The sequence below is a fragment of the Exobacillus caeni genome (assembly GCF_005747095.1).
GTDB lineage: Bacteria > Bacillota > Bacilli > Bacillales > Guptibacillaceae > Exobacillus > Exobacillus caeni.
On sequence record NZ_SWLG01000010.1, the window covers coordinates 109,796 to 134,210 of the forward strand.

Annotated in this window: 23 protein-coding genes, 1 pseudogene and 1 riboswitch; of the genes and pseudogenes, 21 read left to right on the forward strand and 3 right to left on the reverse strand. The window is 41.6% G+C overall.

What is annotated here, in order from left to right; translation table 11 throughout:
• Window positions 1–6: 6 nt before the first annotated feature.
• A complete protein-coding gene (locus tag FCL54_RS15000; protein ID WP_138127547.1) occupies window positions 7–468 on the reverse strand; it encodes a RidA family protein in 462 nt (153 codons plus the stop codon).
• 173 nt (window positions 469–641) lie between these two features.
• Between FCL54_RS15000 and FCL54_RS15005 the strand changes: the two genes are divergently transcribed.
• From FCL54_RS15005 to FCL54_RS15035, 8 genes are all read left to right on the forward strand, one after another.
• Complete coding sequence (locus FCL54_RS15005) at window positions 642–1,358, forward strand: alanyl-tRNA editing protein (protein ID WP_138127548.1); 717 nt, start codon at window positions 642–644, stop codon at window positions 1,356–1,358.
• 165 nt (window positions 1,359–1,523) lie between these two features.
• Window positions 1,524–2,780 (forward strand): metal-dependent hydrolase family protein, encoded by a 1,257-nt coding sequence (locus tag FCL54_RS15010; protein ID WP_138127549.1) that lies wholly within the window; start codon window positions 1,524–1,526, stop codon window positions 2,778–2,780.
• Window positions 2,781–2,835: 55 nt separating this feature from the next.
• Window positions 2,836–4,041 carry a hypothetical protein gene (locus FCL54_RS15015; protein ID WP_138127550.1) on the forward strand — a complete coding sequence of 402 codons (1,206 nt, stop codon included), beginning with the start codon at window positions 2,836–2,838 and terminating at the stop codon, window positions 4,039–4,041.
• A gap of 36 nt (window positions 4,042–4,077) precedes the next feature.
• Complete coding sequence (locus FCL54_RS15020; RefSeq protein ID WP_138127551.1) at window positions 4,078–5,286, forward strand: metal-dependent hydrolase family protein; 1,209 nt, start codon at window positions 4,078–4,080, stop codon at window positions 5,284–5,286.
• A 285-nt stretch (window positions 5,287–5,571) separates the two neighbouring features.
• Entirely contained in the window at window positions 5,572–6,768 is a 1,197-nt protein-coding gene (locus tag FCL54_RS15025) for a M20 family metallopeptidase (RefSeq protein ID WP_138127552.1), read from the forward strand.
• Window positions 6,769–7,017: 249 nt separating this feature from the next.
• Window positions 7,018–7,365: a hypothetical protein gene (locus FCL54_RS15030; RefSeq protein WP_138127553.1), complete on the forward strand. Its 348-nt coding sequence runs from the start codon at window positions 7,018–7,020 to the stop codon at window positions 7,363–7,365.
• 59 nt (window positions 7,366–7,424) lie between these two features.
• On the forward strand, window positions 7,425–7,553 hold the full coding sequence (locus FCL54_RS24645; protein WP_281281384.1) for a hypothetical protein: 129 nt from the start codon (window positions 7,425–7,427) through the stop codon (window positions 7,551–7,553).
• Window positions 7,554–7,944: 391 nt separating this feature from the next.
• On the forward strand, window positions 7,945–8,499 hold the full coding sequence (locus FCL54_RS15035; RefSeq protein WP_138127554.1) for a CBO0543 family protein: 555 nt from the start codon (window positions 7,945–7,947) through the stop codon (window positions 8,497–8,499).
• A 44-nt stretch (window positions 8,500–8,543) separates the two neighbouring features.
• On the opposite strand, the pseudogene FCL54_RS24445 reads toward FCL54_RS15035, so the two are convergent.
• Together FCL54_RS24445 and mraY are read right to left on the reverse strand one after the other, a co-directional pair.
• A pseudogene (locus FCL54_RS24445) lies at window positions 8,544–8,738 on the reverse strand (tyrosine-type recombinase/integrase); the annotation flags it as partial.
• Window positions 8,739–9,662: 924 nt separating this feature from the next.
• A complete protein-coding gene (gene mraY / locus FCL54_RS15045; RefSeq protein ID WP_138127555.1) occupies window positions 9,663–10,619 on the reverse strand; it encodes a phospho-N-acetylmuramoyl-pentapeptide-transferase in 957 nt (318 codons plus the stop codon).
• A 261-nt stretch (window positions 10,620–10,880) separates the two neighbouring features.
• Between mraY and FCL54_RS15050 the strand changes: the two genes are divergently transcribed.
• The 13 genes from FCL54_RS15050 (at window position 10,881) to FCL54_RS15110 (ending at window position 24,206) form a co-directional block, all read left to right on the forward strand.
• Complete coding sequence (locus FCL54_RS15050) at window positions 10,881–11,819, forward strand: phosphotransferase family protein (RefSeq protein ID WP_171016866.1); 939 nt, start codon at window positions 10,881–10,883, stop codon at window positions 11,817–11,819.
• Between the two features lie 199 nt (window positions 11,820–12,018).
• The gene (locus FCL54_RS15055) at window positions 12,019–12,690 is read left to right on the forward strand and encodes a 5'-methylthioadenosine/S-adenosylhomocysteine nucleosidase family protein (RefSeq protein ID WP_138127557.1); all 672 of its coding nucleotides are present in this window, start codon (window positions 12,019–12,021) and stop codon (window positions 12,688–12,690) included.
• Between the two features lie 281 nt (window positions 12,691–12,971).
• A complete protein-coding gene (locus FCL54_RS15060) occupies window positions 12,972–14,585 on the forward strand; it encodes a sigma 54-interacting transcriptional regulator (protein WP_138127558.1) in 1,614 nt (537 codons plus the stop codon).
• A gap of 174 nt (window positions 14,586–14,759) precedes the next feature.
• Complete coding sequence (locus FCL54_RS15065; RefSeq protein WP_138127559.1) at window positions 14,760–15,908, forward strand: iron-containing alcohol dehydrogenase; 1,149 nt, start codon at window positions 14,760–14,762, stop codon at window positions 15,906–15,908.
• Between the two features lie 18 nt (window positions 15,909–15,926).
• Window positions 15,927–17,315 carry a hypothetical protein gene (locus FCL54_RS15070; protein WP_210238535.1) on the forward strand — a complete coding sequence of 463 codons (1,389 nt, stop codon included), beginning with the start codon at window positions 15,927–15,929 and terminating at the stop codon, window positions 17,313–17,315.
• Between the two features lie 15 nt (window positions 17,316–17,330).
• Window positions 17,331–18,752 (forward strand): NAD-dependent succinate-semialdehyde dehydrogenase, encoded by a 1,422-nt coding sequence (locus FCL54_RS15075; RefSeq protein ID WP_138127561.1) that lies wholly within the window; start codon window positions 17,331–17,333, stop codon window positions 18,750–18,752.
• A 151-nt stretch (window positions 18,753–18,903) separates the two neighbouring features.
• A riboswitch (TPP riboswitch) is annotated at window positions 18,904–19,014 on the forward strand.
• 72 nt (window positions 19,015–19,086) lie between these two features.
• Complete coding sequence (locus tag FCL54_RS15080) at window positions 19,087–19,848, forward strand: 3-oxoacyl-ACP reductase (protein WP_138127562.1); 762 nt, start codon at window positions 19,087–19,089, stop codon at window positions 19,846–19,848.
• A 21-nt stretch (window positions 19,849–19,869) separates the two neighbouring features.
• Entirely contained in the window at window positions 19,870–20,658 is a 789-nt protein-coding gene (thiM, locus tag FCL54_RS15085; protein ID WP_138127563.1) for a hydroxyethylthiazole kinase, read from the forward strand.
• Between the two features lie 357 nt (window positions 20,659–21,015).
• Complete coding sequence (locus tag FCL54_RS15090) at window positions 21,016–21,219, forward strand: hypothetical protein (RefSeq protein ID WP_138127564.1); 204 nt, start codon at window positions 21,016–21,018, stop codon at window positions 21,217–21,219.
• A 111-nt stretch (window positions 21,220–21,330) separates the two neighbouring features.
• Window positions 21,331–21,534 (forward strand): hypothetical protein, encoded by a 204-nt coding sequence (locus FCL54_RS15095; protein WP_138127565.1) that lies wholly within the window; start codon window positions 21,331–21,333, stop codon window positions 21,532–21,534.
• A 311-nt stretch (window positions 21,535–21,845) separates the two neighbouring features.
• Window positions 21,846–22,124 carry a sporulation protein YjcZ gene (locus tag FCL54_RS15100; protein WP_138127599.1) on the forward strand — a complete coding sequence of 93 codons (279 nt, stop codon included), beginning with the start codon at window positions 21,846–21,848 and terminating at the stop codon, window positions 22,122–22,124.
• A 272-nt stretch (window positions 22,125–22,396) separates the two neighbouring features.
• Entirely contained in the window at window positions 22,397–23,374 is a 978-nt protein-coding gene (locus tag FCL54_RS15105) for an ATP-binding cassette domain-containing protein (protein ID WP_138127566.1), read from the forward strand.
• Between the two features lies 1 nt (window position 23,375).
• On the forward strand, window positions 23,376–24,206 hold the full coding sequence (locus tag FCL54_RS15110; RefSeq protein WP_138127567.1) for an ABC transporter permease: 831 nt from the start codon (window positions 23,376–23,378) through the stop codon (window positions 24,204–24,206).
• The last annotated feature ends 209 nt before the right edge of the window (window positions 24,207–24,415 follow it).

A 24,415-nucleotide genomic window follows, 5' to 3' on the forward strand; every position in this document is an offset into this window, starting at 1 on the left:
TTCCTCCTATTTATCAATTACTTCAGCTACCATTTCGATTTCTACCGGGATATTAAAAGGGAGTACACTCGTACCGATTGCAGATCTTGCGTGTTTGCCGTTTTCACCAAGCACTTCTACAAAAAGGTCCGAGGCACCGTTGATGACTTCCGCCTGTCGAAAAAAATCCGGACTGCTGTTTACAAAGCCCAACAACTTGACCACTCGGATTCGACTGAGGTCACCGATTTCTGATTTAACCATACTTAGTAAATTCACCGCTGTTAATCTTGCTGCTTCATATGCTTGTTCAAGGGTTACTTCACTTCCAACCCTGCCCTGGATGCTGGGGATTCCGTTAACAATTGGACCAGATCCCGAGGTGTAGATCCGCTTCCCGCTTTTTCTTACCGTCACATAATTGGCAAGGGGAGCAGGAGAGTCCGGGAATTCATATCCAAGGTCTTTAAGTTTGTCTTCGATCAGCAAGTAAAAGGCCTCCTTGTAAAAAAGTATAGTAAAGCCATTATAAGATTAAATATTCAAAAAATTCAATACAAATAACAAAATTTTTATAATTATAACAATTTTTTGTTAACTTTTTGTTCGATTATGTTATCCTAGGTTAAAAATGAAATGGAAAGAAGAAAGGTAGGAGACAAATGGCGGCAGAACTATTTTTAGAAGACAGTTACCTGAAAGAATGCAACGCAAATATTGTGGAAGTGGAAGGAAATAAAGTGAAACTGGATCAGACTGTTTTTTATCCAACCGGCGGCGGGCAGGAGCATGACACAGGCTTTCTGGTACAAAACGGGCGGGAATATGAAGTAAGCAAGGTGAAGAAGGAAAAGGGAGATATCGTCCATTATGTAAAAGATCCAGAGGGGCTGGAAGAAGGAGAAGTGACTGCGGTTATCGATTGGAATCGTCGGTACAGCCTTATGAAACATCACTCCCTGCTTCACGTTCTTGCGAGTGTCTTTAACAAAGAATACGGATCATTATGTACGGGAAACCAGATATACCCTGACCGTGCACGGATCGATTTAACGGAAATCCACTCACTGGAAAAAGAAGACCTTGACCGAATCGTAGAACAGGCAAACAACGAAATCCACGCTAACCATCCGATCAGTTCCAGGGTGCTGCCAAGAGAAGAAGCGGAACAAATCTCAGGAGCGATTAAAACGGTCGTAAATCTCATACCTGCTTTTGTAAAGGATATCCGTCTTGTTAAAATAGGCGAGATCGATGAACAGGCATGTGGCGGCACCCATATAGGAGAAACAAAGGAGATCGAAGGAGTAGTATTAGATAAAGTGAAAAACAAAGGGAAAGGGGTAACCCGATTAGAAGTTAGAGCAACTGCTGGATAACCAAAATATAGGTGATCTTTTACAGAGAGGATGGGAATTTTCCCATCCTTTTGTTATTTGACAAATTTTTAGAATTAAAAAAATTTTTTAATAAAAGTCATTGACTCACATGCGTTAATAGGATAAACTTACAGAAAATTTTAATTATTTTGAAAGGGGAAAAAGATGGCAAATCAGATATTCTTAAAAGGCGGTTTGTTGATCGATGGGAATGGTGGGAGAGTCATAGAGAATGCAGGCGTTTTAATAGACGGAGAAAAGATAGCTGCAGTCGGCCCTGCCGATACAATCCCCGTTCCTGATGATGAGGAAGTTGTTGATCTCGATGGCAAAGTGATCATGCCTGGTCTTATCGATGCCCATGTCCACCTTGTCGGGGTGAAGAACCTGAACTTGATGATGGCAGCGCTTGAACCGACCGAAGTGCAGATGGGACGAGCATTAAAAGATTTACCCAAGCTTATTGATGCCGGCGTAACCGCAGTCCGTGATGTTGGAAGCCAGGTCGCACTTCACATAAGAAATCTGATCAAGGACGGAGTGTATGAAGGTCCCAGAGTGAAGACTTCTTACAAAATTTTGGGACAAACAGGCGGACATGGTGACATACATATGCTCCCACCGGAATTTAATACGAACCGTACTTGCGATGGTGTGGATGATTGCCGTAAAGCAGCACGTGAACAGTTCCGTGCCGGTGCAGACTTCATCAAGATCTGTTCTTCCGGTGGAGTTCTCTCGGAAAAAGATGACCCGCGCTCTCCTCAATTAACCGTAGAGGAAATCGCGGCGATTGTTTACGAAGCAGAAGCTGTAGGCTCGTATGTTGCTTCACACGCACAAAGCACACAGGGAATCATTAACGCATTGAAAGCCGGAGTAAAAACGATTGAACACGGTATCCTGATCGATGAGGAAGGAATAGAATTGATGCTCCAAAATGATGCATACCTTGTTCCAACGTTAGCCATCGTGAAGAGGATCGTTGAGGAAGGTGCCGAGTACGGCGTTCCGGAATTTGGACTTAAGAAAGCAAAGACATATTATGACCTTCATATCCAGAACATGAAAAAAGCCTATGCCGCCGGTGTGAAGATAGCAGCAGGAACGGATTTTGCCGGTTGTGATCCTGTTGATCATGGTGGTAATGCGTTAGAGCTCGAGTTACTAGTGAATGAGGTTGGTTTAACACCGATGGAGGCGATTGTCTCCGGAACGAAAATCTCTGCAGAGGCAATCGGTCTTGGTGAAGAAGTAGGAACGATTGAAACCGGTAAGCTTGCAGACTTGATCGTGGTCGACGGCAATCCGGCCCAAGATATTTCTGTTCTGTTAGACACAAACAACATCAAGCAGGTGTATGTCGGCGGAAAACGTTATAAAAACGGTGTGGCTGTAAAGAAAGAAGTAGAACTTGTCTAAGGGGATAAAAAGGGAAAAACGAATCTAAAAAATGATTTGAGGGGAAGGGATTTATTTGTTAAATGAACCGGTTGTTGCCACGATGATCATTCTTGCTTTGATTGCGGTTGGTGAAGTGGTATCTATCAAGACCAGAGCGAGAGTACCGATGCTATTGGTAGTTTTATTAGGATATCTTGTCTTACTGTGGGTAGGCGTATTTCCGCAGGATCTTGTTGCGAACTCGACGTTTTCAACAGTTGGAGCAGTATTGATCGCTCCTTTAATCGTCCACATGGGTACACTTATTCCGATGAAAATTATCAGACAGCAGTATAAGTCGGTTATCATCGCATTACTAGGTATCATTATTGCTGCTGGAACAATCCTGTTAACAGTGTCTCCGATCTTTGGTTATAAAACCGCTGCAGCAGGAACCGGGCCGCTGACGGGTGGAATCATTGCCTTTGTTGTAACTTCAGAAAAACTTCAGGCGTTAGGCTTAACAGCTCTTGTAACGATTCCTGTTCTTATCCTTTCTCTTCAAAGTTTAATCGGGCTTCCTTTGACAACGCACTTCCTGCGCCGTTATGCCGTAAAGGTGAAGGCGGAAATGGGAAATAAGCCATTCGTAGCTGCAACAGCTGAAGCGGCAGTTCAGTATGAACCGGTTGGAAGGAAAGAAAATACGGAAGAAGCTCCAGCTAAGAAAAGCTGGATTCCAGATCGGTATGCTACGCCATCTATCTTGCTTTTCCAATTGTTTTTCGGTGGATCGATCGCAGTTGTAGCCGGAAGCCTTACAGGTGTTCACTACAGTATCTGGGCGCTTGTGATCGGTTTAGTAGGAACATTAAGCGGTTTCTATCGTGACAAGATGATGGAACGCGCGAATTCCTTTGGGGTAGGGATGGTCGGTGTTATCTTCGTTATCATTCCTTCTATGAATCAAGTAACGTTCGGGTTGTTCTTACAAAACCTGCCGGCAGTATTCACGATTCTATTGATTGGTGCTGCAGGTATCATTCTCGGAGGATACGTTGGATCAAAGCTAGTAAAGTGGGATGTTACAAAAGGAATTCCGGTTGCGCTAACAGCTATGTACGGATTTCCTGGCGACTATCTTGTTTGTGAGGAAGTAAGCCGAAGTGTTGGCGAAACGAAAGAAGAGCAGGAACATATCTTTAATGAAATCCTGTCTCCTATGCTGGTTGGCGGGTTTACAACCGTAACGATCGCTTCCATTGTCATCGCAAGCGTTCTGATGGGCACTCTCTCGTAATAAAGGCTTAAAAATTTTCCTGTGATGGAGGGACATATGAAGACAAAAATTTCGAATATCCAGCTGTTCGACGGAACTGGCTCTGATTTAACAAAGACTACTATACTTTTTGATGAAAAAGAGATTTTAGCAATCGGAGATAAAGCGGAAGATGCGGATGCCGACCAGGTGATCGATGGCGAGGGACTAACATGTGTCCCAGGCCTGATCGACTGCCACGTTCATCTCACCATGGACGGAAACGCCGATCCTTTTGCAGATGCTCTTGGAAACACGGAAGCGGATGATGCTTATAAAGCATACCGCAACGCTCAAAAACAAATCGAAAGCGGCGTCGTTACAGTCCGTAATGTCGGATCGAAAGACAACGTTGATATCGCGCTAAGAAAAGCGATTGAGAAAGGGGTCGTAAAAGGCCCGCGGATCGTTGCTTCTGGTGAACCGATCGTTATGACAGGCGGCCACGGGCATACGATGGCGATCGAAGCGGACGGTGTCGATGAAGTCCGTAAAGCGGCCCGTACCCAGTTGAAGAAAGGGGCAGACCTCCTAAAGCTGATGGCGACTGGAGGAGTAATGACACCAGGGGTAGACCCGAACTCTCCGCAGCTTGGTGAAGATGAGTTGCGATGCGCCTGTACTGAGGCGACGAACGCAGGCAAAACAACTGCTGCACACGCACAGGGTGTGGAAGGGATCAAGAATGCGATCCGCGCCGGGATTACAACGGTAGAACATGGCATTTACTTAGATGACGAAGCGATCGATATGATGCTGGAGCGGGGCACATTCCTCGTCCCGACGCTTGCCGCTCCGTTTAACATCGTAGAGTATGGACTTGAAGCGGGAATACCAGAACACGCTGTACAAAAATCAGAGCGAGTAATGGATGACCATCAGAAGAGCTTCTATCAAGCTTACAAAAAAGGCGTAAAAATAGCTGCCGGAACAGATGCAGGAACGCCATTTAACAGGCACGGCGACTTTGTAACAGAGCTTGAACTGATGGTAAAGAACGGCATGAAAAATGATGACGTCCTTCGTTCAGCAACAAAAGTGGCAGCAGAGGCGATGAAAATCGACAGCAAAACAGGAACTGTCGAAGAAGGAAAGCTCGCAGACCTGCTGCTAGTCAAGGGTAACCCGCTTGAGGATATTTCAGCTTTGCGCAAGGTCGTTAAAGTTTTTAAAGAGGGCGAATGCTATGTTTCGAAAGACGTTAAAGAGCAGGCGGTAGTGAACTAGTAATCTGGTTTTCCGTCGTAAGAGGACATCTGTTCCGCTAATGTGTGAAATAATGCTTGATTTCAATTTTTATAGGACATATGATCCTTTATTTTAGATTTTCAATGCTGTTTCACTCAGTTTTTGATCAAATAGCGGAACAGATGTCCTAAAATACTGGAAAAATAGCTGCTTTTAAGCAAATAGCGGAACAGATGTCCTATAATTTCATAGCATCACAAAAAACAACAAAGTAATTCACCAGATTTATATTCAACAAATAATTATTAGGATGGTGTCTTATAAATGGAAAAACTATATCAGCAGCTTGATCAATTGTACGATGAAATGGTGGAAGTTTTCCGCCATCTCCACATGCATCCTGAACTATCTTTCGAAGAAGTGGAAACCCCTAAGTTCATCGCAAGCTTCCACACACAGCTAGGGCACGAAGTTCGGACTGAAGTGGGAGGACGAGGCGTTGTTGCAAAACTAAAAGGTGGAAAACCTGGACCGACCATCGCCCTACGCGCTGACTTTGACGCACTGCCGATCAAGGAAGAAACAGATCTTCCCCATAAGTCCAAAGTGGATGGTGTGATGCATGCATGTGGCCATGACGGCCATACTGCTGAACTGCTGATTCTGGCAAAAGCGCTTAACAAAATGCAGGACGAGCTTGAAGGTACGATCGTATTTATCCATCAACACGCTGAGGAGTATCAGCCGGGCGGTGCGATCGCGATGATCGAAGACGGTTGCCTGGAAGGCGTCGATGTGATCTTTGGCACGCACCTATGGGCTAACGCACATGTTGGTGAAGTAGGCTTCCGATCCGGCCCGGCGATGGCAGCAGCAGACCGGTTCCATATTACGATCCAGGGGCAGGGGGGACATGGTGCACAGCCACATTTAACAAAGGATTCTGTCGTGATCGCTTCCCAGGTCGTTACTAACCTGCAGCAGATCGTGGCACGCCGTGTTGATCCACTTGAATCAGCCGTTGTTTCCGTTGGGAACTTCGTTGCGAAAAATGCGTTCAACGTTATCGCTGACACTGTTGAGCTAACAGGAACTGCCAGGACGTTTAAAGAAGATGTTCGTAATTTAGTGGAAGCAGAAATCGAGCGTGTCGTAAAAGGAGCATGCCTCTCTGCAGATGCTGATTATAAGTATGAGTTTGTGCGGGGTTATCCTGCGTGTGTGAACCATCCGGAGGAAACGGAATTCGTTGCAGGGCTAGCTGAATCTGTACCTGGAGTGACAAACGTATACGAAGCAGCTCCGCAAATGGGTGGAGAAGACTTCTCTTATTATTTGCAGCATGTAAAAGGAACGTTCTTCTTCACTGGAGCAGGCGATCCGGAATGGGAAAAAACGTATCCACACCACCATCCTAAATTTAAAATCAGTGAAAAAGCGATGCTTGTTGCTGCCAAAACACTTGGAAAAGCTGTGATCGAATATGCAAAGAAACAGGCTAACGTTCCTGTTGAACAATAAAAGATGAAGAGAAGGCTTTAGAATGGCAAAAAACCGGCTGGGATAAAAATTCCCTGGCCGGTTTTTAATATATTAGAAAATGGAACAACTAAGCGAGACATGCTTTTTTCTTCTCCTGGATCAGTAAACTTCTTACATATTCATTGTGTTTCTTACCTTTATATTACCTGTTTATAATAATTTGGTTAATTAGATATATGGTTACTTAAACGGGGGTATTACTTTAGAAAGTTCTCAAGGGGTGAAAACATGGTCAGTAAGTTAAACAGGCTATATGAAATCGAAACAGACCTTAACAGGCTGCAAAAGGCGATTAATGATAACGAGAAAACGTTTCTTCCGTTAATGAGAGAGCTGTTTCCTGTTACTTTCATGCAAAAATATACTAAATTCTCTTCTATTGATAGCTTTTTAGAGGAAAGCCCCTGGGATTTTTCATCAAAGGAGGCTTTTGAGGATCTTGCAGACCATTATTGGGATGAATTTATTAATGAAAACACCGACTTCAATTCCTGGGAGGAGATGATGACGGTTGGACTGAATAAATGGCTTAATAAAAAAGCTGAACATCTAACGTTTCTCATCAAAGAATCTTAAAGAGGCTTTAAACGTAAAGATTCGCATCTTCCTACAAAAATGAGAAGGAGTTGTTGAGAATGTTCGAGCACCAGTGCCCTGAATGCGGAGCCCAGGCTGAACCACTGAAATCAGAACCATTCAAACTCTGTCCCGAGTGCCATACAGTAATGGCTTATATTGGAGAAAAAGAAGAGCAGGAGGAGTAGTTTCCATTAACCGGATGAGGTTGCCAGGATCAAACCGAATATCTTATTGTAAGCAGGGATGACTCAAAAACAAAGTGTCAAGCACCTCCAACATTTTAACTAGATGGACTTGTATTAATGTTCATATGGATATTGCTAAACGGAGAGAGACAGGTAACTATAAGTCTAACGGGTTCCGTTTTGAACAGTAAGTGACAGTAAAATTGACGTGCTATTTAAATACAAATTAGCACGTCAATTTTTTATTATTGAAGAGCCACTTTACATAGTTTTGGACAATGAAAATTGAGGGTAAGCTACTCAACTGACGGGCAGAATAGATTAAGTAGTTATATGTGTTTTAAAATAAACTAAGAAAGCACACACTATTTATTGTATAGGAGTGTGTTATATGAATTTTATGGTATATACTGCAGAATGGAATGATGTTTTAAAATTACGTTTAAAATTAAAAGAAACCAACCTTGATTATTGGCTTCACCACAATTTATTTTCTTTTTCTTGGTGGTTCCTTCTTATTACAATGATATTATTCTTAATTTTATGGTGGCTTTTATTGGACAAATCTCGAATGATGGAGATACTTTTATACGGTTTTTTAGTGACTACATTAGTGATCTTACTTGATATAATAGGCGTATCATATGTGTTATGGGGTTACCCAAATATGTTGACACCTTTAATTCCTCCTATTTTAGCTATTGATATTGGGCATTTACCATTTATTTATATGATTATTTACCAATACTCATCTTCGCGAAAATCATTTTTCATTTTAATGGTGATAACATCTTTCTTTTTAGCTTTCATTTTTGAACCACTTGCAGCATGGTTAAGAATTTATGAATTAAATAATTGGCGCCACATATACTCATTTCCAATATATTTTGTAATAGGTGTCCTATGTAAGTGGTTTATATCAAAAATAAAAAAATTAGAAAGTTAATGCGAGAGTTGAAAAGCAACGCAAATTAAAGCGTTGCTTTTTAATTAAAAGAATTTTCGGTAGGAATCCAGTATCAGCTTTCCGCTTAACTGAGCATAAATCCGCGTCGGTTCACTCTTTTCGTGCCCCTTACTTTGGATTGCTTAAATCAGAGCACCGTTGTTTCATAAGTGAGAAGCATAACTGTGTCTCAGTTGATGAGGATAAATTTCTTTATTGATTCCTGCCCGGGTTGAAATAACGTTTCAGTAAGTTACTTGTAGCTTGTATGCTTTTAGAGTTGAGTGAAAAACCTTTGATTCATTTGTCTGCTTCATAGGATTTTCAGGCTTCGGATAGCAGCATTTTATATCCCACCAATTAACAAGTTATCAGGATTATTGACAGTTTAAAAGAATCTTACCCAGGGTGAGTACCCAAATTATGGTACAATTTTTAGTGAAAAAACAGTTAAATTTAAAAAGATACTTTAAATTAGGATGATGTATTTGAACAATGTTTATGTTTGGTATGCTCTAGTTGTTTTGTCTTTACTGTCCCAGATGTTGTTTTTGTTAATTTATAGAACTGATCATTTAGTTGACCTAGACCCTCTTTTAGCAAGTGCCTTCTGGATATCACCAGGCTTATTCGGAGTCTTGATCGGTACATATGTTCTTTTTAGGGTGGAAATTGGATTAGCAGCAAATATGCTATCCTTCGTGGTAGTAATTTTGGGGGCTTGTATGCTTTGTTCCTGGTTATTTTCAATTCTTCTTACATCTATGTGATTAGGCAGTAAGGTTGCCTTTATTAAGATAAAGGGCAGGATTGTTGGGTTATATGATAGTTTACATAGATGAGGGGATACACCGTTTTAAATAAAGAGGGTGAAGAAATTTTCTAATTGAATTAAGGGTTGCTATGTAAATTAAAAAATCCTTTAATTCGAAGAAATAATATTGATATTATGCCTAAATATAGCACCCCTACAAGTGCACCTTTTTATAATATTAAAAAGGAGTTCGATGATGAAATGGAGATCCTCTCCGTTTATTTAATTATCGGGGTATTGATTAGTACATCAATTTATGTGTTAGCAGATTTTCGACTCGGGTATTTTTTATTTGCATTGTGCATTGCCTGGCTGCCTCTAATACTCATTGGAATAATTATATCTTTACTTATGGATTTAGAAGAAGTCTCCAATAAGCAAAACAGATTAGAGCACAAAACCAAGAAATAAATCCAAAAACGGTAACAATTTTATTTTCAGACCACCCATATTTTTTTCCGAAATGAAAATGAATCGGTGTGAAACTAAAAAGACGCTTTTGAGTAAGTTTAAAGGAAGTAACTTGTAAAATAACTGAAAGTTCTTCAGCAATGTATACAAAGAACAAAACGGGAATTAAAATTTCAACTTTCTCAATAACTGCAAGAAATGAGAGTGATCCCCCAATAGCTAATGATCCCGTATCCCCCATAAAAGCTTTGGCAGGATATATATTATAAATGAGAAAGCCGAGTAAACATCCAATCATAATTAAACAAAAAAGTTGCACCTCTGGTCTGTCTGAAACCATAAAAAAGAAAAAGTATGAAGGGATTGCAACAACTCCTAAAAGACCGTCTAAACCATCCGTGAAATTTATGGCATTTGCAGAACCTACGACAAATAAGGTGATGACTATGACATATAAGACCAATGGAAAACCTAAGGATATATTTTTATAAATATCAATGTTGGTGTCTACGCCTATTTCATTGATTGCGTAAAAAAGCAAGGTACCAGTAAAAATAAATTGAAAAATAAGTTTGGTCTTACTCGATACCCCTAATGGATCTTGACGAGAAGCTTTCCAAAAATCATCCAAAAACCCAACAAAACTAAAAAGAATGTAGGTAATAGACAAGAAATACATTAATGGAGTAGGTGAAAAAAGAATTGATATTATAATTCCTACAAATAGAATAATTCCAAACATTAACGGAGTGCCTTTTTTTAACTGATGATCTGAAGGAAGTTCTTTTCTTATCGGCTGAAGGAGCCCAAGTTTTCTCAAAACAGCAATTAATAGTGGAGATAAAATTGCAACAACTACAAAAGCAATTAACGCTGGTATTATTTGATCGCTCACTTTTTATTTCTCCTTTTCTCTTTAAATCTATAAATAAGTTCCATAATCTTCATTAATTCCCTCTATTTTATTACAAAGTTAATATGTATAGGTTTCTTCAAGAGAACGGCATCATTAATTAATTAGCGTCTCTTTCCTTGTTAAACTAAATGGTGCAATAGTTGAAGATCCTGGAGTTGTTGCGGCACCTCAGCTGTAATTGAAGTTACTGGACAGTTTGAGTCAATAGAAAAGATTGGTTAAGCAAAGGTGGGATATGTTTTGACGCAATTGGAAGAAAGATTACACGAGAGAAACTGGAAAATGCTTAAAAAGGAAGTTATTAAGGGTGCTCACGCAGGATATATATATCGAATTCAAGTCCTTGATAAAGAAGATCGTAAGTCTGATTATATATATAAAGAATTTGCAGATGATCGAAATAATGAAATAAAAATCTATAAGAAGTTAAGTGACTATATTAAGCCCTTCAGTAAATTAGTAGAAGTGTGGGATACTGCTCCACAAGCTATTCTAATGTGTGACCTTAATACACCATTAAAAGAGGGTTTTAACCTATATACTATAGAGAATAAAAGAAAACTTATCGATAGTATTTTAAGCAGATTAGCAGCTTTACATAGTTTAAGCCCTAGCTCAGTTGCTAAAGAATTACCAACTCACCAAATTAACTCTGATTGGTTTGATTGGTGTTTGGTCCAATTGAATAAATTATCTTCACAGAATAAATGGAATGCTTCTGAGTGGATAAAAACAATAGAAAATGCTTACAAGCAATTAAATCTTATAAACTACAAGCAACGGAGTTCTTTCGTCATTACTCACGGAGATCCTCACCTGGAAAACATTTTTTATGCAGATGAACAGGTTTGGTTTATTGATTGGGAGTGGGCAGCTATCGGATCACCATTAAGGGACATAACCATATTGTGTCAAGATATATATGATGCACATTTGATTAAATACATAAATGAATCTTATAGAAAATATCTGAAGACTAGTAACCTCAATATTCCTATTGAAGATTATCAACGAGATTTTGATTATCTGTATGTTGACCATATAACAATGATGTTAGCCTGGGAAATCGAGAAATATTTTCAAGGATATACTTCTGAAGAGGAAATCCAAAGGATAATAGCTTTTAAAATTAAAGAAATAAAAAGAACAATGAATGAAGAGTTAAAGATATTAGACTAAAGGAGGCAAGAGTAAAGAAAAGGTGTTGTAGCGCGATCTCTTTACTTGTTGGGCATATGGCAGTTTAGTAAAAAAGGATACTTACTATTAATAAACAATTGTTGATGGACAGAGTAAAGAAGAATAGTGATAAAAATGAAATTCGTATCCTGTATAGACATTCAATTGTGACAAATTATATTTGTAGGGTGATAAGTCGATGATAGGAATAAGCATAGCAACGAAATGGGAATACGAAGCAACATTGGAATACTTTAATATAAAAGAAAACGAACGTTTTGGTTATCCATATGGCGAGTATTTCATGAGAACAATTAATGATACCGAGCTTGTTTTTTACAGTACAGGTGTAAGAAAAGTAAATGGTGTTGGTGGTAATCAATATATGATATCTAAATTTAATTTAACTAAAGTAATCGTTGCTGGAACATGTGCAGGAATAGATGATAAGTTCAGTAATTTGGATATTTTTGTACCCGATAAAGCGGTTCAATATGATTGCACGGTAAAAGAAATTGAGCCTTTTATTAAACAATCCTTCATAGTCGATATTGATCTATCAAAATATGGAAACGATTTTCATACCGGAACGATTGGCACCGCTGATAAAGCAGTAGTTATGTGGAAGGACTATTTAGAACTTATAGAAAACGAAATAACAATAGCCGATACAGAGGCGGGTGCAATCGCTTATATCTGTAAGAAGAATGATGTTGAGTGCATTATTATAAAAGGAATATCTGATTTCCCGACAGAAGAAAGTAACTCTGATAAATTCGAATCGAACGTTGAACAAATTAATGTTTATTTAGAAAACACCCCCAAAGTTATGAACAAAATACTTGGCGAATATTTAAAAAGATTTATTTAAAAGACATAAAAGATTATATGGAAGAATGCTAGGCTGTTATTGAACGAACGGATCAGTTTAGTAAATGGTGATTTTCTTTAACAACAGCGCTAAAAAACTATGTCAAATATCCATTAAAATTCAAAAATAGGCGTACAAAACTGATGTCAGTTGGTACGTCATTTTTATTGTCATTTTAGGTTTTGCACCTTAAAATGGAACAGCCTTAAATTATAATTGTCCTCACTTCTGTTAAAATAAAAGAAGTTATTGTCGGAAGTTAACTAAAAGGAGAAGGTCTGATGTTAAATCTTTTAGATACCGTGCAGGATGCCATTTCTTTATTTTCATCGACAGGGAAGAACTCCCTCGAGGTGCAGAATAGTGAAGGGGAAGTTGTTGGTTTTTTTATGTTGAGCGATTTGAATGATGCGATACAGCAGGGAAAACTGAATGAGCCGATAGAAGCAATTATGAAAGGGCGCACTAGAAATGAACATGCAGTTCCTCCTATGCAGGCAATTAACGAAGAGGAGTATTCAAAGCTTATTAACAGCAACGTGTTTCTGGATATCATCAATTCATTATACGATGGGGTTTATATAACAGACCATAACGGGATTACCGTGCAAATCAATAGGGCATATGAACGGATCACCGGGATAAAGGCGGAAGAGGTCGTTGGCTATCATATGGACGAACTTGTTGAATCGGGCTTGATTTCAAGATCGGTTTCGATCGAGGTTCTAAAAGAAAAACGCCAGGTCACGCTGATGCAAACGATAAAAGACAAACGGAGGGTTATCGTCTCAGGTACGCCTATATACGGAGAAGAAGGGAAAATCCTGTATGTGATCAGCAGTGTCCGTGACATCACAGAGCTGTTGCATTTGAAGCATGAAATCGATGAACTGCAGAGCTTAAAGAAACTCCGCCAGAGCACCGGGTCGATGCATGAGAATACGTACGATGAGATTCTCCATTCGGTGATTATAAGCGAAGAAACGAAGGAGCTATACAAGCTGGCAGAACGTGTAGCCAGAACCGATGTAAAAGTTTTGCTGCAGGGTGAAACAGGTGTCGGAAAGACGCTTGTCGCAAAATTTATTCATGAAAAAAGCAATCGTACAGACGAAGCATTTCTTGAACTGAACTGTGGAGCCCTCCCTTCTAACCTTATTGAAGCAGAGCTGTTTGGTTATGAAGCGGGAGCATTTACGGGAGCATCGACGAAAGGGAAAAAGGGTCTCCTTGAATTAGCAGACGAGGGCACGCTCTTTTTAGATGAAATTGGTGATTTGCCGATCGAGGTCCAGGTGAAGCTGTTAAAAGTGGTCGAGGAAAATAAATTCATGCCTCTTGGTTCTACGGAAGTAAAAACAGTCGATGTCCGGATCATCGCAGCTTCCCATAAAAATCTAAAACAAATGGTGGATAAAGGGCAGTTCAGGGAGGACCTCTTCTACCGCTTGAGTGTCGTGCCTGTTACGATTCCACCGTTAAGACAAAGAAAAAGAGAACTGATCCCACTGATCCATTACTATATGGATAGATTCAATGCCAGGTATAACATCGACAAAGAACTCACCATCGAAGCCATCGATGCGTTAACAGAATACCGTTGGCCCGGGAACATTCGAGAATTGATCAATGTGATCGAGCGTCTTGTGGTGACATCCACGACAGACCAAATAGATCTTGAGCACTTACCCGACTCGATAAGACTGTCTTCCTACCCTAGAGATTTAGATGTAAACGGGATTATACCGTTAAAAGATGCAACCGAAAAGATCGAACGGCAATTGATCACAAAAGCGTTAAAACAGTATAAAACAACGAGGAAAGCAGCTGAAGTGCTACAGGTAAGCCAATCGACGATCGTACAGAAAATGAAAAAATGGAATATCAGTGATTAGATAACGAATCAAATTCTCATATTTGATTCGTTTTTTAATCAAAAGAGTTATTATCAGAAAGAATGAAATATTCTTGAAACCCTTTGAAACCCCTTTCAAATGAGTCTCTTTTGTGAATGTTTAAAAGTTGGCACGGTTCTTGCAATAGTAATTAGGTGAAAGGGGAGTAATGTAATGAATGTATCAACATTTAAAATTGCCAACAAATTAATCACTGGAGAAGGGGCAACAGACCAATTATTTAATGAGGTTCAACGGTTAAACATCAAAAACCCGTTGATCGTGACTGATAAGATATTGAAAGAAGTAGGTGTGGTAGAAAAAATCGAGGATAAATTGAACTGCCTTACATTCGATGTTTGGGATGGCGTTAAACCAGAGCCGGAGGTCCATCTTGTAGAAGAATGTACTTCTGTGTTCCGTGAAGGAAAGCATGACGGCCTTATCGCGATAGGCGGCGGAAGTGCGATCGATATTGCGAAAGGGGTTTCTGGTTTTGCAGGCTTCGATGGGAAGATCGAAGAATTGTTTGGAACCGATATTGTTCCTGAAAAAGGAGCGCCTGTCATCGCGATTCCGACCACGGCTGGAACTGGTTCTGAGGTAACAAACATCTCGATTCTTTCCGATACGGAGGCTCAATTGAAAAAGGGAATCGTCAGCGACTATATCTTGCCGGATGTAGCGATCGTTGCACCGGAAATGACACTGACAATGCCCAGATCCGTTACTGCAGCAAGCGGAATCGATGCGCTTGTCCATGCGATTGAAGCCTATATTTCTGTAAACGCTTCACCGATTACGGACGCACTCGCTTTAGGGGCGATAAAGTTAATCGCAACCAATTTGCCAAAGGCATTTTCCAATCCAAACAATGTTAAAGCCAGGGAAAACATGGCGACAGGTAGCCTGATGGCTGGCATGGCCTTTGGGAATGCAGGAGTTGCAGCAGTTCATGCCCTTGCATATCCGCTTGGCGGACGATTCCATATCGCCCATGGCGTCAGCAACGCACTTTTATTGCCTTACGTGATGGAGTGGAACAAGATCAGCTGTGTGGAAAGGTTCCGTGATATCGCAGAAGCGTTAGGAGAAAACGTTTCACATCTCTCAGACATCGAGGCGGCCGACCGTTCTGTAGAATCGATGCGCCGGTTATGCGAAGCGGTCAACATACCAAAAGGGATCCGCCATTTTAACGTACCGGAAGACGCGATCGCTTCCATGGCTGAGGACGCAAGCAAAATTGAACGGTTGTTGAAGAACAACCCGAGGATTTTTACTGTCGAAGAAATTGAGAAAATCTACCGAGCTGCATATTAATTTTAATGGGGGAATGAAATAATGTGGAAAAACCGTAAAGAAGGAGCGGAACTGCCATATATTCCGTTAGGCCCTTTTAAGCTAAGGCTGCCTTTTATCCATTACAAGTTCGAATGGCCGGATTATGTTCAGGGATTGTTGATGTGTGCGGTCGACTTAGCTGCGATTCCGTTGATGATTGAACTTCTTGGAATGCCGTTTGAAGTGGCACTTGCCGTTGTTATGCTGAATGGTTTACTTTATTTGACTCATCATCTGTTGGGAGACCCTGTCGTTCCGGGATGGATCACACCTGCTATCCCGCTTATTATGGCTTATGTCTCAACCTTTCCAGAAGGACCGGAGAGGGTGCATGCACTAGTCTCGTTCCAGTTAACGCTTGGATTGTTGTCTATTTTGCTCGGTGCAACAGGGATGGCGCAAAAGGTTGTAAGGTTGGTGCCGCCAGCGATTAAATCTGGCGTTATTTTAGGTGCAGGATTCGCCGCTGTTATGTCTGTTTTTGAAGTTGGCGGACGCTTTGAATCATTTCCGTGGACAATCTCGATCGCGGTAGGTATCGCATTTTATATTATCTTTTCCAAACATTTTAGTAAGCTTAAAAACCGCAACAGTATGTGGATGTTGATTTCAAAGCTCGGCATTTTCCCGATCATTTTGTTAGCGGTAATCATCGCACCGCTTTTTGGCGAAGCGCCATGGCCGAACGTTGAATGGGGATTAAGTTCACCTGATTTCGCTACCCTCTGGAGTGAATATACAGTATTCGGGTTAGGGATGCCTCCTCTCATGATGTTTATCACAGCGCTTCCAACTGTTCTCGCAGCATATATCGTACTGTTTGGAGATGTTCTTCAAAGCAGGGCGCTGATTAAAGAGGGACAGGAAGAAAGAAAAGATATCGATGTGGATTATAACCCTGACCGGGCGCATATGATTTTTGGTGGAAGGAATACGATTATGAGTATCCTGGGACCTGATGTTACGATGGCTGGTCCGTTATGGGCGGCGATGCAGGTCGTTGTAATCGAACGTTTTAAAGAAGGAAAGAAAGCGATGAACTCCCTCATCGGAGGTTCTGGTTCTTTCCGCTGGGGTACCAACACAGGCTTGCTGCTCCTTCCGATTGTAAGTCTTGTGCAGCCGATCTTAGGAATCGCCCTTGCCTTAACCTTATTGATACAGGGCTATGTTAGTGTGAAAGTCGGTATCCTTGAATCACGAAGCCAGCGCGATCTTGGAATCGCAGGCGTGATGGGTGCTGTACTGGCAACAAAAGGCGCAGCCTGGGGATTCGCAGTAGGTATTGTCTTGACACTATTAATCTATGGTAAAAAGTTCTTCACAGGGGAAAACGAAGAAATCTTTACGAAGGATTTAGAAGAAGAAGAAAGCAAAGCTTCATAGAAAGGAATTTATACGATGACGACTAATTATATGATGTACATTAATGGAGAATGGACAGGACAGGATCTAGAAACGATCAAAGTTGAAAACCCGGCAACCAATGAACTGGTAGGAACAGTTCCAAAAGGCAGTACAAAGGAAGCGGAGGAGGCTGTTGATGCAGCTTATGAAGCTTTCAAGGAATGGTCCCAGTTCTCGGCTTACGAACGTGCGGAGATTATTCGAAAATGGCATGACTTGATCGATGAAAAGAAAGAAGAGATCGCAAAAGTCATGACTGCTGAACAGGGGAAACCGCTCAAGGAAGCTCTCGGGGAAATGGGTTACGCAAACGGCTTTTTCTCATGGTATGCAGAAGAAGCGAAGCGTATCTACGGGGAAACAATCCCTGCCACTCAACGAAACAAGCGCCTCTTTGTTCATAAGCAGCCAGTTGGAGTAGTAGCTGCGATCACGCCATGGAACTTTCCGGCAGCTATGATAACAAGAAAAGTTGGTCCGGCTCTTGCAGCAGGATGTACTGTGGTGATCAAACCGGCAAACCTGACACCGCTAACGGCGATCAAAATGATAGAGCTCGCGGAAGAAGCAGGCATTCCGAAAGGGGTCGTCAACCTTGTAACCGGTGATTCGAGAGCGATCGGACAGGTGTGGCTTGAGGATGACCGTGTTCGCAAGCTTACATTTACCGGTTCAACTGAGGTCGGAAAGGTATTGTTGAAGGGTGCAGCAGATACGGTGAAAAAAGTATCCATGGAGCTCGGGGGCCATGCGCCTGTTATCGTGATGGATGATGCCGACCTGGACAAAGCGGTGGAAGGTGTCATCAATTCGAAATTCCGTAATGCAGGACAGACGTGCATCTGCTCAAATCGTGTTTTCGTACATGAATCCATTGCAGATAAGTTCGTCCCTGCACTTGTTGCTAAAGTGAAAGAGCTTAAGATGGGTAACGGAATGGATGAAGGTGTCGATGTTGGTCCGCTTATCGATCAACATGCTGTAGAAAAAGTTCAAGCTCACATTGATAATGCCGTTCAAAACGGTGCGAAAATCGAAACAGGAGGAAAAAGTAAAGAAGGCCTTTATTTTGAACCGACTGTCTTATCGAATGTAAGTGATGACATGCTTTGTATGTTTGAAGAAACGTTCGGGCCATTAGCGCCTGTCACAACGTTTAAAACAGAAGAAGAAGTGATCAAACGAGCGAACGACTCGATCTTCGGACTTGCTGCGTATGTATTTACGGAAAACATCTCTCGTGGTATCCGTGTATCTGAAGCGCTTGAATACGGAATCGTTGGCCTGAATGACGGACTTCCTTCCACACCACAGGCACCGTTCGGCGGTTTTAAGCAAAGCGGTATCGGACGTGAAGGCGGACATTATGGCATCGAAGACTTCTTAGAAGTGAAATATATTTCTTTAGGATTGTAATCAGAAAAGTAGGCTGGCAAAGATCAGTCTACTTTTTTTCATTATCTTACCATATGTTTTATCACATGCTAGTTTTATGTTGAAAATTTTTCATTTGCATATGGTAAAGCCGAAGTATAGAATAAACATTAAGGGATGCAACTGAATATGAAGTTTCTACTAGGGGAGCCTGTGGTGCAGGCTGAGAAAAAAGCGATCAACTTTTTGACCCTCAGGACCTGATCTGGATCATGCCAGCGTAGGGAAGTAGTTTAGTCGTTTAAAACTATGACCGGGTCCTTTTGGAGCCCGGTCTTTTAGTTTTTTTGAGATATAAAAATAGGAGGCGAATGGAATGGAAGTCGGAAAACAAACGGTTCTGGTCACTGGGGCTAGCAGAGGGTTAGGGGCTGCCATCGCAACTGCTTTTGCAAAAGAAGGAGCAAATGTGGTAGTTAACTATTTTAAGAGTAAAGAAAAAGCAGAAGAGCTTGTGAAGGCGTTAGGCGATAATGCTATTGCCATACAGGCTGACGTAAGAGACAGGGACCAGGTAAATGAAATGGCCGCAAAAGCAAAAGAACACTTTAACACACCGGTGACAACTGTCGTGAACAACGCCCTGGTCGATTTTCAGTTCAATCCGGTTACCCAGAAAAATGTTTTTGAGCTCGATTGGGGGAAATTTAACACCCAATTTGAAGGAAGCATTAAAGGAGCGTTAAACACTGTTCAGGCCTGTGTAGCGGATATGAAAGAACAGGGATTTGGACGCATTATAAACATCGGAACGAACCTGGTACAAAATCCGGTCGTGGCCTACCACGAATACACAACAGGAAAGGCTGCTTTACTCGGCTTTACACGAAACCTGGCAAAAGAGTTAGGGCAATATGGCATTACAGTCAATATGATTTCTGGAGGCCTTCTAAAGCAAACAGACGCGAGCAGCGTGACGTCAGAAGAGGTGTTTGGGATCATCGAATCGGCCACACCTTTACAAAAAGTCACTTCCCCGGAAGAACTTGCAGATACCGCCCTATTTTTCGCTTCGCCATGGTCGAGAGCTGTGACAGGGCAGAATCTTGTTGTGGACGGCGGATTGGTGATGGATTAAGAGAAAAGGGGGAAACAAGTGATGCTTGAAACGATAGCGTTAGTGCAAGAGTCCAACCCTCTTGTACATAATATTACCAATGTGGTTGTAACCAATTTTACAGCGAACGGCCTGCTGGCACTCGGTGCTTCACCGGTGATGGCGTATGCACCTGAAGAGGTGGGAGAGATGGCAGGGATAGCTGGAGCGCTTGTTCTGAACATCGGAACCTTAACCAGTGAAGTGATCGAAGCGATGATCATCGCGGGAAAAGCTGCGAATGAAAAAGGGACCCCTGTCATCCTTGACCCAGTCGGTGCTGGAGCAACTGGCTTCCGTACCGAGATGGCCCAGAAAATCTTAAAGGAAGTGAACGTCACTGTCTTAAGAGGGAATGTAGCTGAAATCGCGAATGTCGCGGGAGAAAATTGGACGATAAAAGGAGTAGATGCAGGCGAGGCTGAGGGGGACGTGACGGAGCTTGCGAAAAAAGCAGCTTCGAAGTTTGGGTGCACTGTTGCCATTACCGGGAAAGTCGATGTGATTGCCAGCAAGAATGGCACAAACCTTGTGAAAAATGGAGATCCTCTATTAACAAAAGTAACGGGGACAGGCTGTTTGTTGTCATCTGTAATAGGTGCCTTCACGGCTGTCGAAAATGACACGCTTCTTGCAGTCACAGCAGCAGTTGCCTCTTACGGAATCGCGGCTGAAAGGGCAGCAAAAATAGCAGGGGATAAAGGTCCCGGAAGTTTTCAAATCGCATTTTTAGATGAGCTTTCAAAGCTAAGTCCTGAGGATGAAACTTATGCAAAAATAGAAAAGATATAACGGGATGGGTGCAATCTTCAACTGATCCGACATGGTTAATTATAGTGTAGAAGGGACATGGAAAGCTTCCATGTCTTTTTTCGCATACTTTGTTGCTTAATAAGCTTCACATTAAAGATGAACGGCGACGTAACGGATGGATGCCCGCGGAAAGCCAACTGCCCGAAGTGGAAATCAATGCTGCAATTACGACGCAGTTTACTGCTTTTGTGCAAAAACAACAAACTTATAGAAAAGGGCTTTATTTGATAAATACCTATCCTTAAATAGTTTATTCCGGACAGATAAAGGTTAAACGATTACTAAGTTACCGTTCCTATACTGGAAAACTTGAATTTAATAAAGGAGTTGTTTGCTTTGGATAAGGAAGAAAAGCTGGAAGCGCTAGTAGCTAAAGTAACGGAGGACACAGTGTCTAACAGTGCAAAGTTGCAGGTTATCATTGATTTATTGATAAAAAGCGAGATAACAACAGAAGAGGAGATTGATAGCTTAGTGAGAAATAAATATGAAAAGGAATCAGGAAAATTTACTGATGAGTTATCTGATGAAATAGAATGAACCAGAAATATTTATGGGAGATCGTTGCATAAATCGAATAGGTTAACACCCATACCTTTTCCCCATTAGGCACATACACTATGGTGAAACTTATGGAGGGGGAAAAGGAAAATGGATAGACAATTTTTTGGTTACCCAAGGCCGAGGCCAAGACCTTTTTATGGATATGGAGGCTATGGCGGATTTTATCCGGGATACGGGTACCCTGGATATGGAGGATATCCCGGGTACGGCGGGTACGGCGGCTATCCCGGGTACGGCGGTTATCCTGGATACGGATATGGTTTTCAACCTGGATTTGGCACGTTCTTTTAAAATGAGTTCGACCTAAAACGCAGTGAATACTGCGTTTTTTCACGTTTCAAAAGTATAAACTTGCAGCATTAAGTTTATTCAAAGTTCAGGCCGAATTTAAGTTTTAAGGAAAAGTTTAGCAAGGCAATCACCATCGCCCAATGGCCTTGTTCTAGCAAGTTTCCGTTATTTATTCCTGTGGATTTTATCTTCAAGGACATGTTTTTTTAACTTATTTGAAAAATCATCGTGCCTGTTTCTATAAGCCTATAAACGCTTTACAAAAGGATGCATAGAATGTAGTAAACCCTGGCAGAAAAAAGGTGAAAGATATGGCAAAAGCTCTAGAAAATAAGGAACGCATTTTTATCCTAATCGTTGTGCTATTCGTTCTTCTTGTGATCGTCGGCACCATTATTCCGACAGGTTGCACGCGTTGCGGTAGAGGAAATTGCAGAGGATGTAATAAAGGTTATTATGGCGGAGGATATGGATATGGCTATGGCGGCTATGGTGGGTACCGAGGTGGTTATTACAACGGATACGGCGGTTATGGGCCGTACGGATACGGAGGATACGGAGCACCGGGTTATGGCTACGGATGGCTCTAAAATGAATAATAGCCTGTGTAGAAAAAAGAGCCTTTTCTTCACAGGTTTTTTAATGGAATTTAGTAGCACTGTTTTTTGCTCCGTTCAGAGGGGGTATACGCAGCAAAAGTTCATTGGTACATATATTTCCTGAAATTTAGTTCACATTAGTGCTTCAATCTATCTTGATGATTAGAAAGGGCTACGTTAGAATATAAATTAACTAAAATAGTTAACCTATTTAAATATTTATATTGTTAATTAAAAGTTTTAATGGGAAAGGGGCTCAAGAGATGCCGAACATCGTGGAAGTATCAGGTTTAAAGAAGTTCTATAAAAATTTCGAGGCGGTAAAAGGAGTAGACTTGACCGTTAAAGAGGGAGAGATCTTTGGCTTTCTTGGACCGAACGGAGCGGGGAAAAGTACGACGATCAACATGCTTTCCACGATCATAAAACCCTCTGATGGTACTGCGAAAATAAACGGCTATGATAACGTAACGGAAAAAAATAAAGTCCGTGCAAGTATCGGATTGATCTTTCAGGAATCCACTTTGGATGAAAAGTTAACCGCCAATGAGAACCTGATGCTGCACTGTAAGTTTTACGGGATCGATAAAAGTCTGCGGGAAGAACGGATCCAGGAAGTACTGGAAATAGTAGATTTGACTGATCGCCGGAAGAGCATCGTCGAAACCTTTTCAGGTGGGATGAAGCGAAGGCTGGAGATTGCAAGGGGGCTTCTTCATTATCCAAAGGTGTTGTTTCTTGATGAGCCTACCGTTGGACTGGATCCGCAAACAAGGGCACATATCTGGGAGTACATATTAAAACTGAAGAAAAAAGCTGGGATCACGATTTTTCTTACCACACACTACATGGATGAAGCGGAAATCTGCGACCGGGTTGCCGTGATCGATCATGGAAAAATCATCGCGCTCGATACTCCGGAAATACTTAAGTCCCAGGTCGGCGGGGATATGATCGAGGTGTCGACCGGGGACAATGCCGCTGCGAAAAAATTAATAGAAGAAAGGTACGAAACGGAAGTGACTGAGAGTGAAAACAACCATCTTGCTTTCCGGGTCGATAACGGCAGTGAGTTCTTAGTGGATTTTGTTAAGGAGTTCGATATTCCGATCAAAAGCGTCAACTTAAGAAGGCCGACATTGAATGATGTGTTTTTGCATTTAACCGGTAGAGAGATCCGGGAAGAAACGCTTTCGAAAAAGGACCTTGCGAGAAAAGGCATGAGAAGGAGGTTCCACTGATATGGAAGGTATCATAGCAATCTGGCAGCGAGATGTGATCAAGTTTTTCAGGGACCGGCCAAGGCTTATCGGTTCTTTTGCGATGCCGTTCATGTTCTTGATATTGTTTGGAAGCGGGATGAGCGGAGCGATGTCGGCTATGCTGGGCGGTTCAAATCAGGCCGGGCCGCTCGCTGATTTTGACTTTGTGGAATTTATGTTTCCGGGAATCATCGGGATGACAGTGTTCAATACGGCGATCTTTTCTGCGCTTTCCGTTGTTCAGGATAAGGAGTTCGGCTATATGCGTGAAATTCTCGTTTCTCCCATCTCGAGGGTGTCGATCGCCATTGGTAAAGTCCTGGGAGGAAGTACCGTTGCCGTTTTCCAGGGACTGATGATGTTGATATTTGTGCCTTTTATCGGCGTATCACTATCGTTCGGAATGGTTCTTGAGCTAATACCTGTCATGTTCCTCGTTGCGTTTACGATCTCTTCACTCGGACTGTTGATCTCAAGTTCCTTAAAGACAACGCAAAGCTTTCAGATGGTCATCCAGGTGTTGATCTTTCCGATGTTGTTTTTATCAGGAGCATTGTTCCCGTTAAACGGTATGCCCTCATGGATGAATTTTATCGTGAAGATCAACCCGTTAACTTACTCGGTCGATATGTTTAAAAAGGTGATCCTACAACCTGAGCAGATGGCACCGGCATTAAGGCAGGCGATGGGACTGGACCTATCGATATTTAACCATGTGATTACTTTTTTGGAGGAAATCTTAGTAGTAGGAGTCCTCGGAGCAATCTTTGTGATAGCTGCAACGATCAAGTTTTCGAACTCAGAGGCGTAACGATCTTTAAAAGCTGTTCAGATAAGAAAGTACTTAATAAGGATAATAAACCTGATTTTAGTATGAGCTATGATTCGATGGATGGCACCTGCGATTATGAGAGGATTCAGTCCTTGAAAATAGCTATAAGTTGGACCCTTCACCGGAAGAGATTTCGGTGAGGGTATTGTTGTTTTTAGAGTGTTTTCCCTTTATCAGCTATTGAAGCA

Bases quoted from the DNA above. Each gene is read 5' to 3' on its own strand.
- FCL54_RS15060 (WP_138127558.1), top strand. From the start codon at position 12,972: ATGTTAAATCTTTTAGATACCGTGCAGGATGCCATTTCTTTATTTTCA.
- thiM (WP_138127563.1), top strand. From the start codon at position 19,870: ATGCTTGAAACGATAGCGTTAGTGCAAGAGTCCAACCCTCTTGTACAT.
- FCL54_RS15100 (WP_138127599.1), top strand. From the start codon at position 21,846: ATGGCAAAAGCTCTAGAAAATAAGGAACGCATTTTTATCCTAATCGTT.
- FCL54_RS15095 (WP_138127565.1), top strand. From the start codon at position 21,331: ATGGATAGACAATTTTTTGGTTACCCAAGGCCGAGGCCAAGACCTTTT.
- FCL54_RS24645 (WP_281281384.1), top strand. From the start codon at position 7,425: ATGTTCGAGCACCAGTGCCCTGAATGCGGAGCCCAGGCTGAACCACTG.
- FCL54_RS15005 (WP_138127548.1), top strand. From the start codon at position 642: ATGGCGGCAGAACTATTTTTAGAAGACAGTTACCTGAAAGAATGCAAC.
- FCL54_RS15110 (WP_138127567.1), top strand. From the start codon at position 23,376: ATGGAAGGTATCATAGCAATCTGGCAGCGAGATGTGATCAAGTTTTTC.
- FCL54_RS15020 (WP_138127551.1), top strand. From the start codon at position 4,078: ATGAAGACAAAAATTTCGAATATCCAGCTGTTCGACGGAACTGGCTCT.
- FCL54_RS15030 (WP_138127553.1), top strand. From the start codon at position 7,018: ATGGTCAGTAAGTTAAACAGGCTATATGAAATCGAAACAGACCTTAAC.
- FCL54_RS15055 (WP_138127557.1), top strand. From the start codon at position 12,019: ATGATAGGAATAAGCATAGCAACGAAATGGGAATACGAAGCAACATTG.
- FCL54_RS15025 (WP_138127552.1), top strand. From the start codon at position 5,572: ATGGAAAAACTATATCAGCAGCTTGATCAATTGTACGATGAAATGGTG.
- FCL54_RS15105 (WP_138127566.1), top strand. From the start codon at position 22,397: ATGCCGAACATCGTGGAAGTATCAGGTTTAAAGAAGTTCTATAAAAAT.
- FCL54_RS15010 (WP_138127549.1), top strand. From the start codon at position 1,524: ATGGCAAATCAGATATTCTTAAAAGGCGGTTTGTTGATCGATGGGAAT.
- FCL54_RS15075 (WP_138127561.1), top strand. From the start codon at position 17,331: ATGACGACTAATTATATGATGTACATTAATGGAGAATGGACAGGACAG.
- FCL54_RS15035 (WP_138127554.1), top strand. From the start codon at position 7,945: ATGAATTTTATGGTATATACTGCAGAATGGAATGATGTTTTAAAATTA.
- FCL54_RS15065 (WP_138127559.1), top strand. From the start codon at position 14,760: ATGAATGTATCAACATTTAAAATTGCCAACAAATTAATCACTGGAGAA.
- FCL54_RS15080 (WP_138127562.1), top strand. From the start codon at position 19,087: ATGGAAGTCGGAAAACAAACGGTTCTGGTCACTGGGGCTAGCAGAGGG.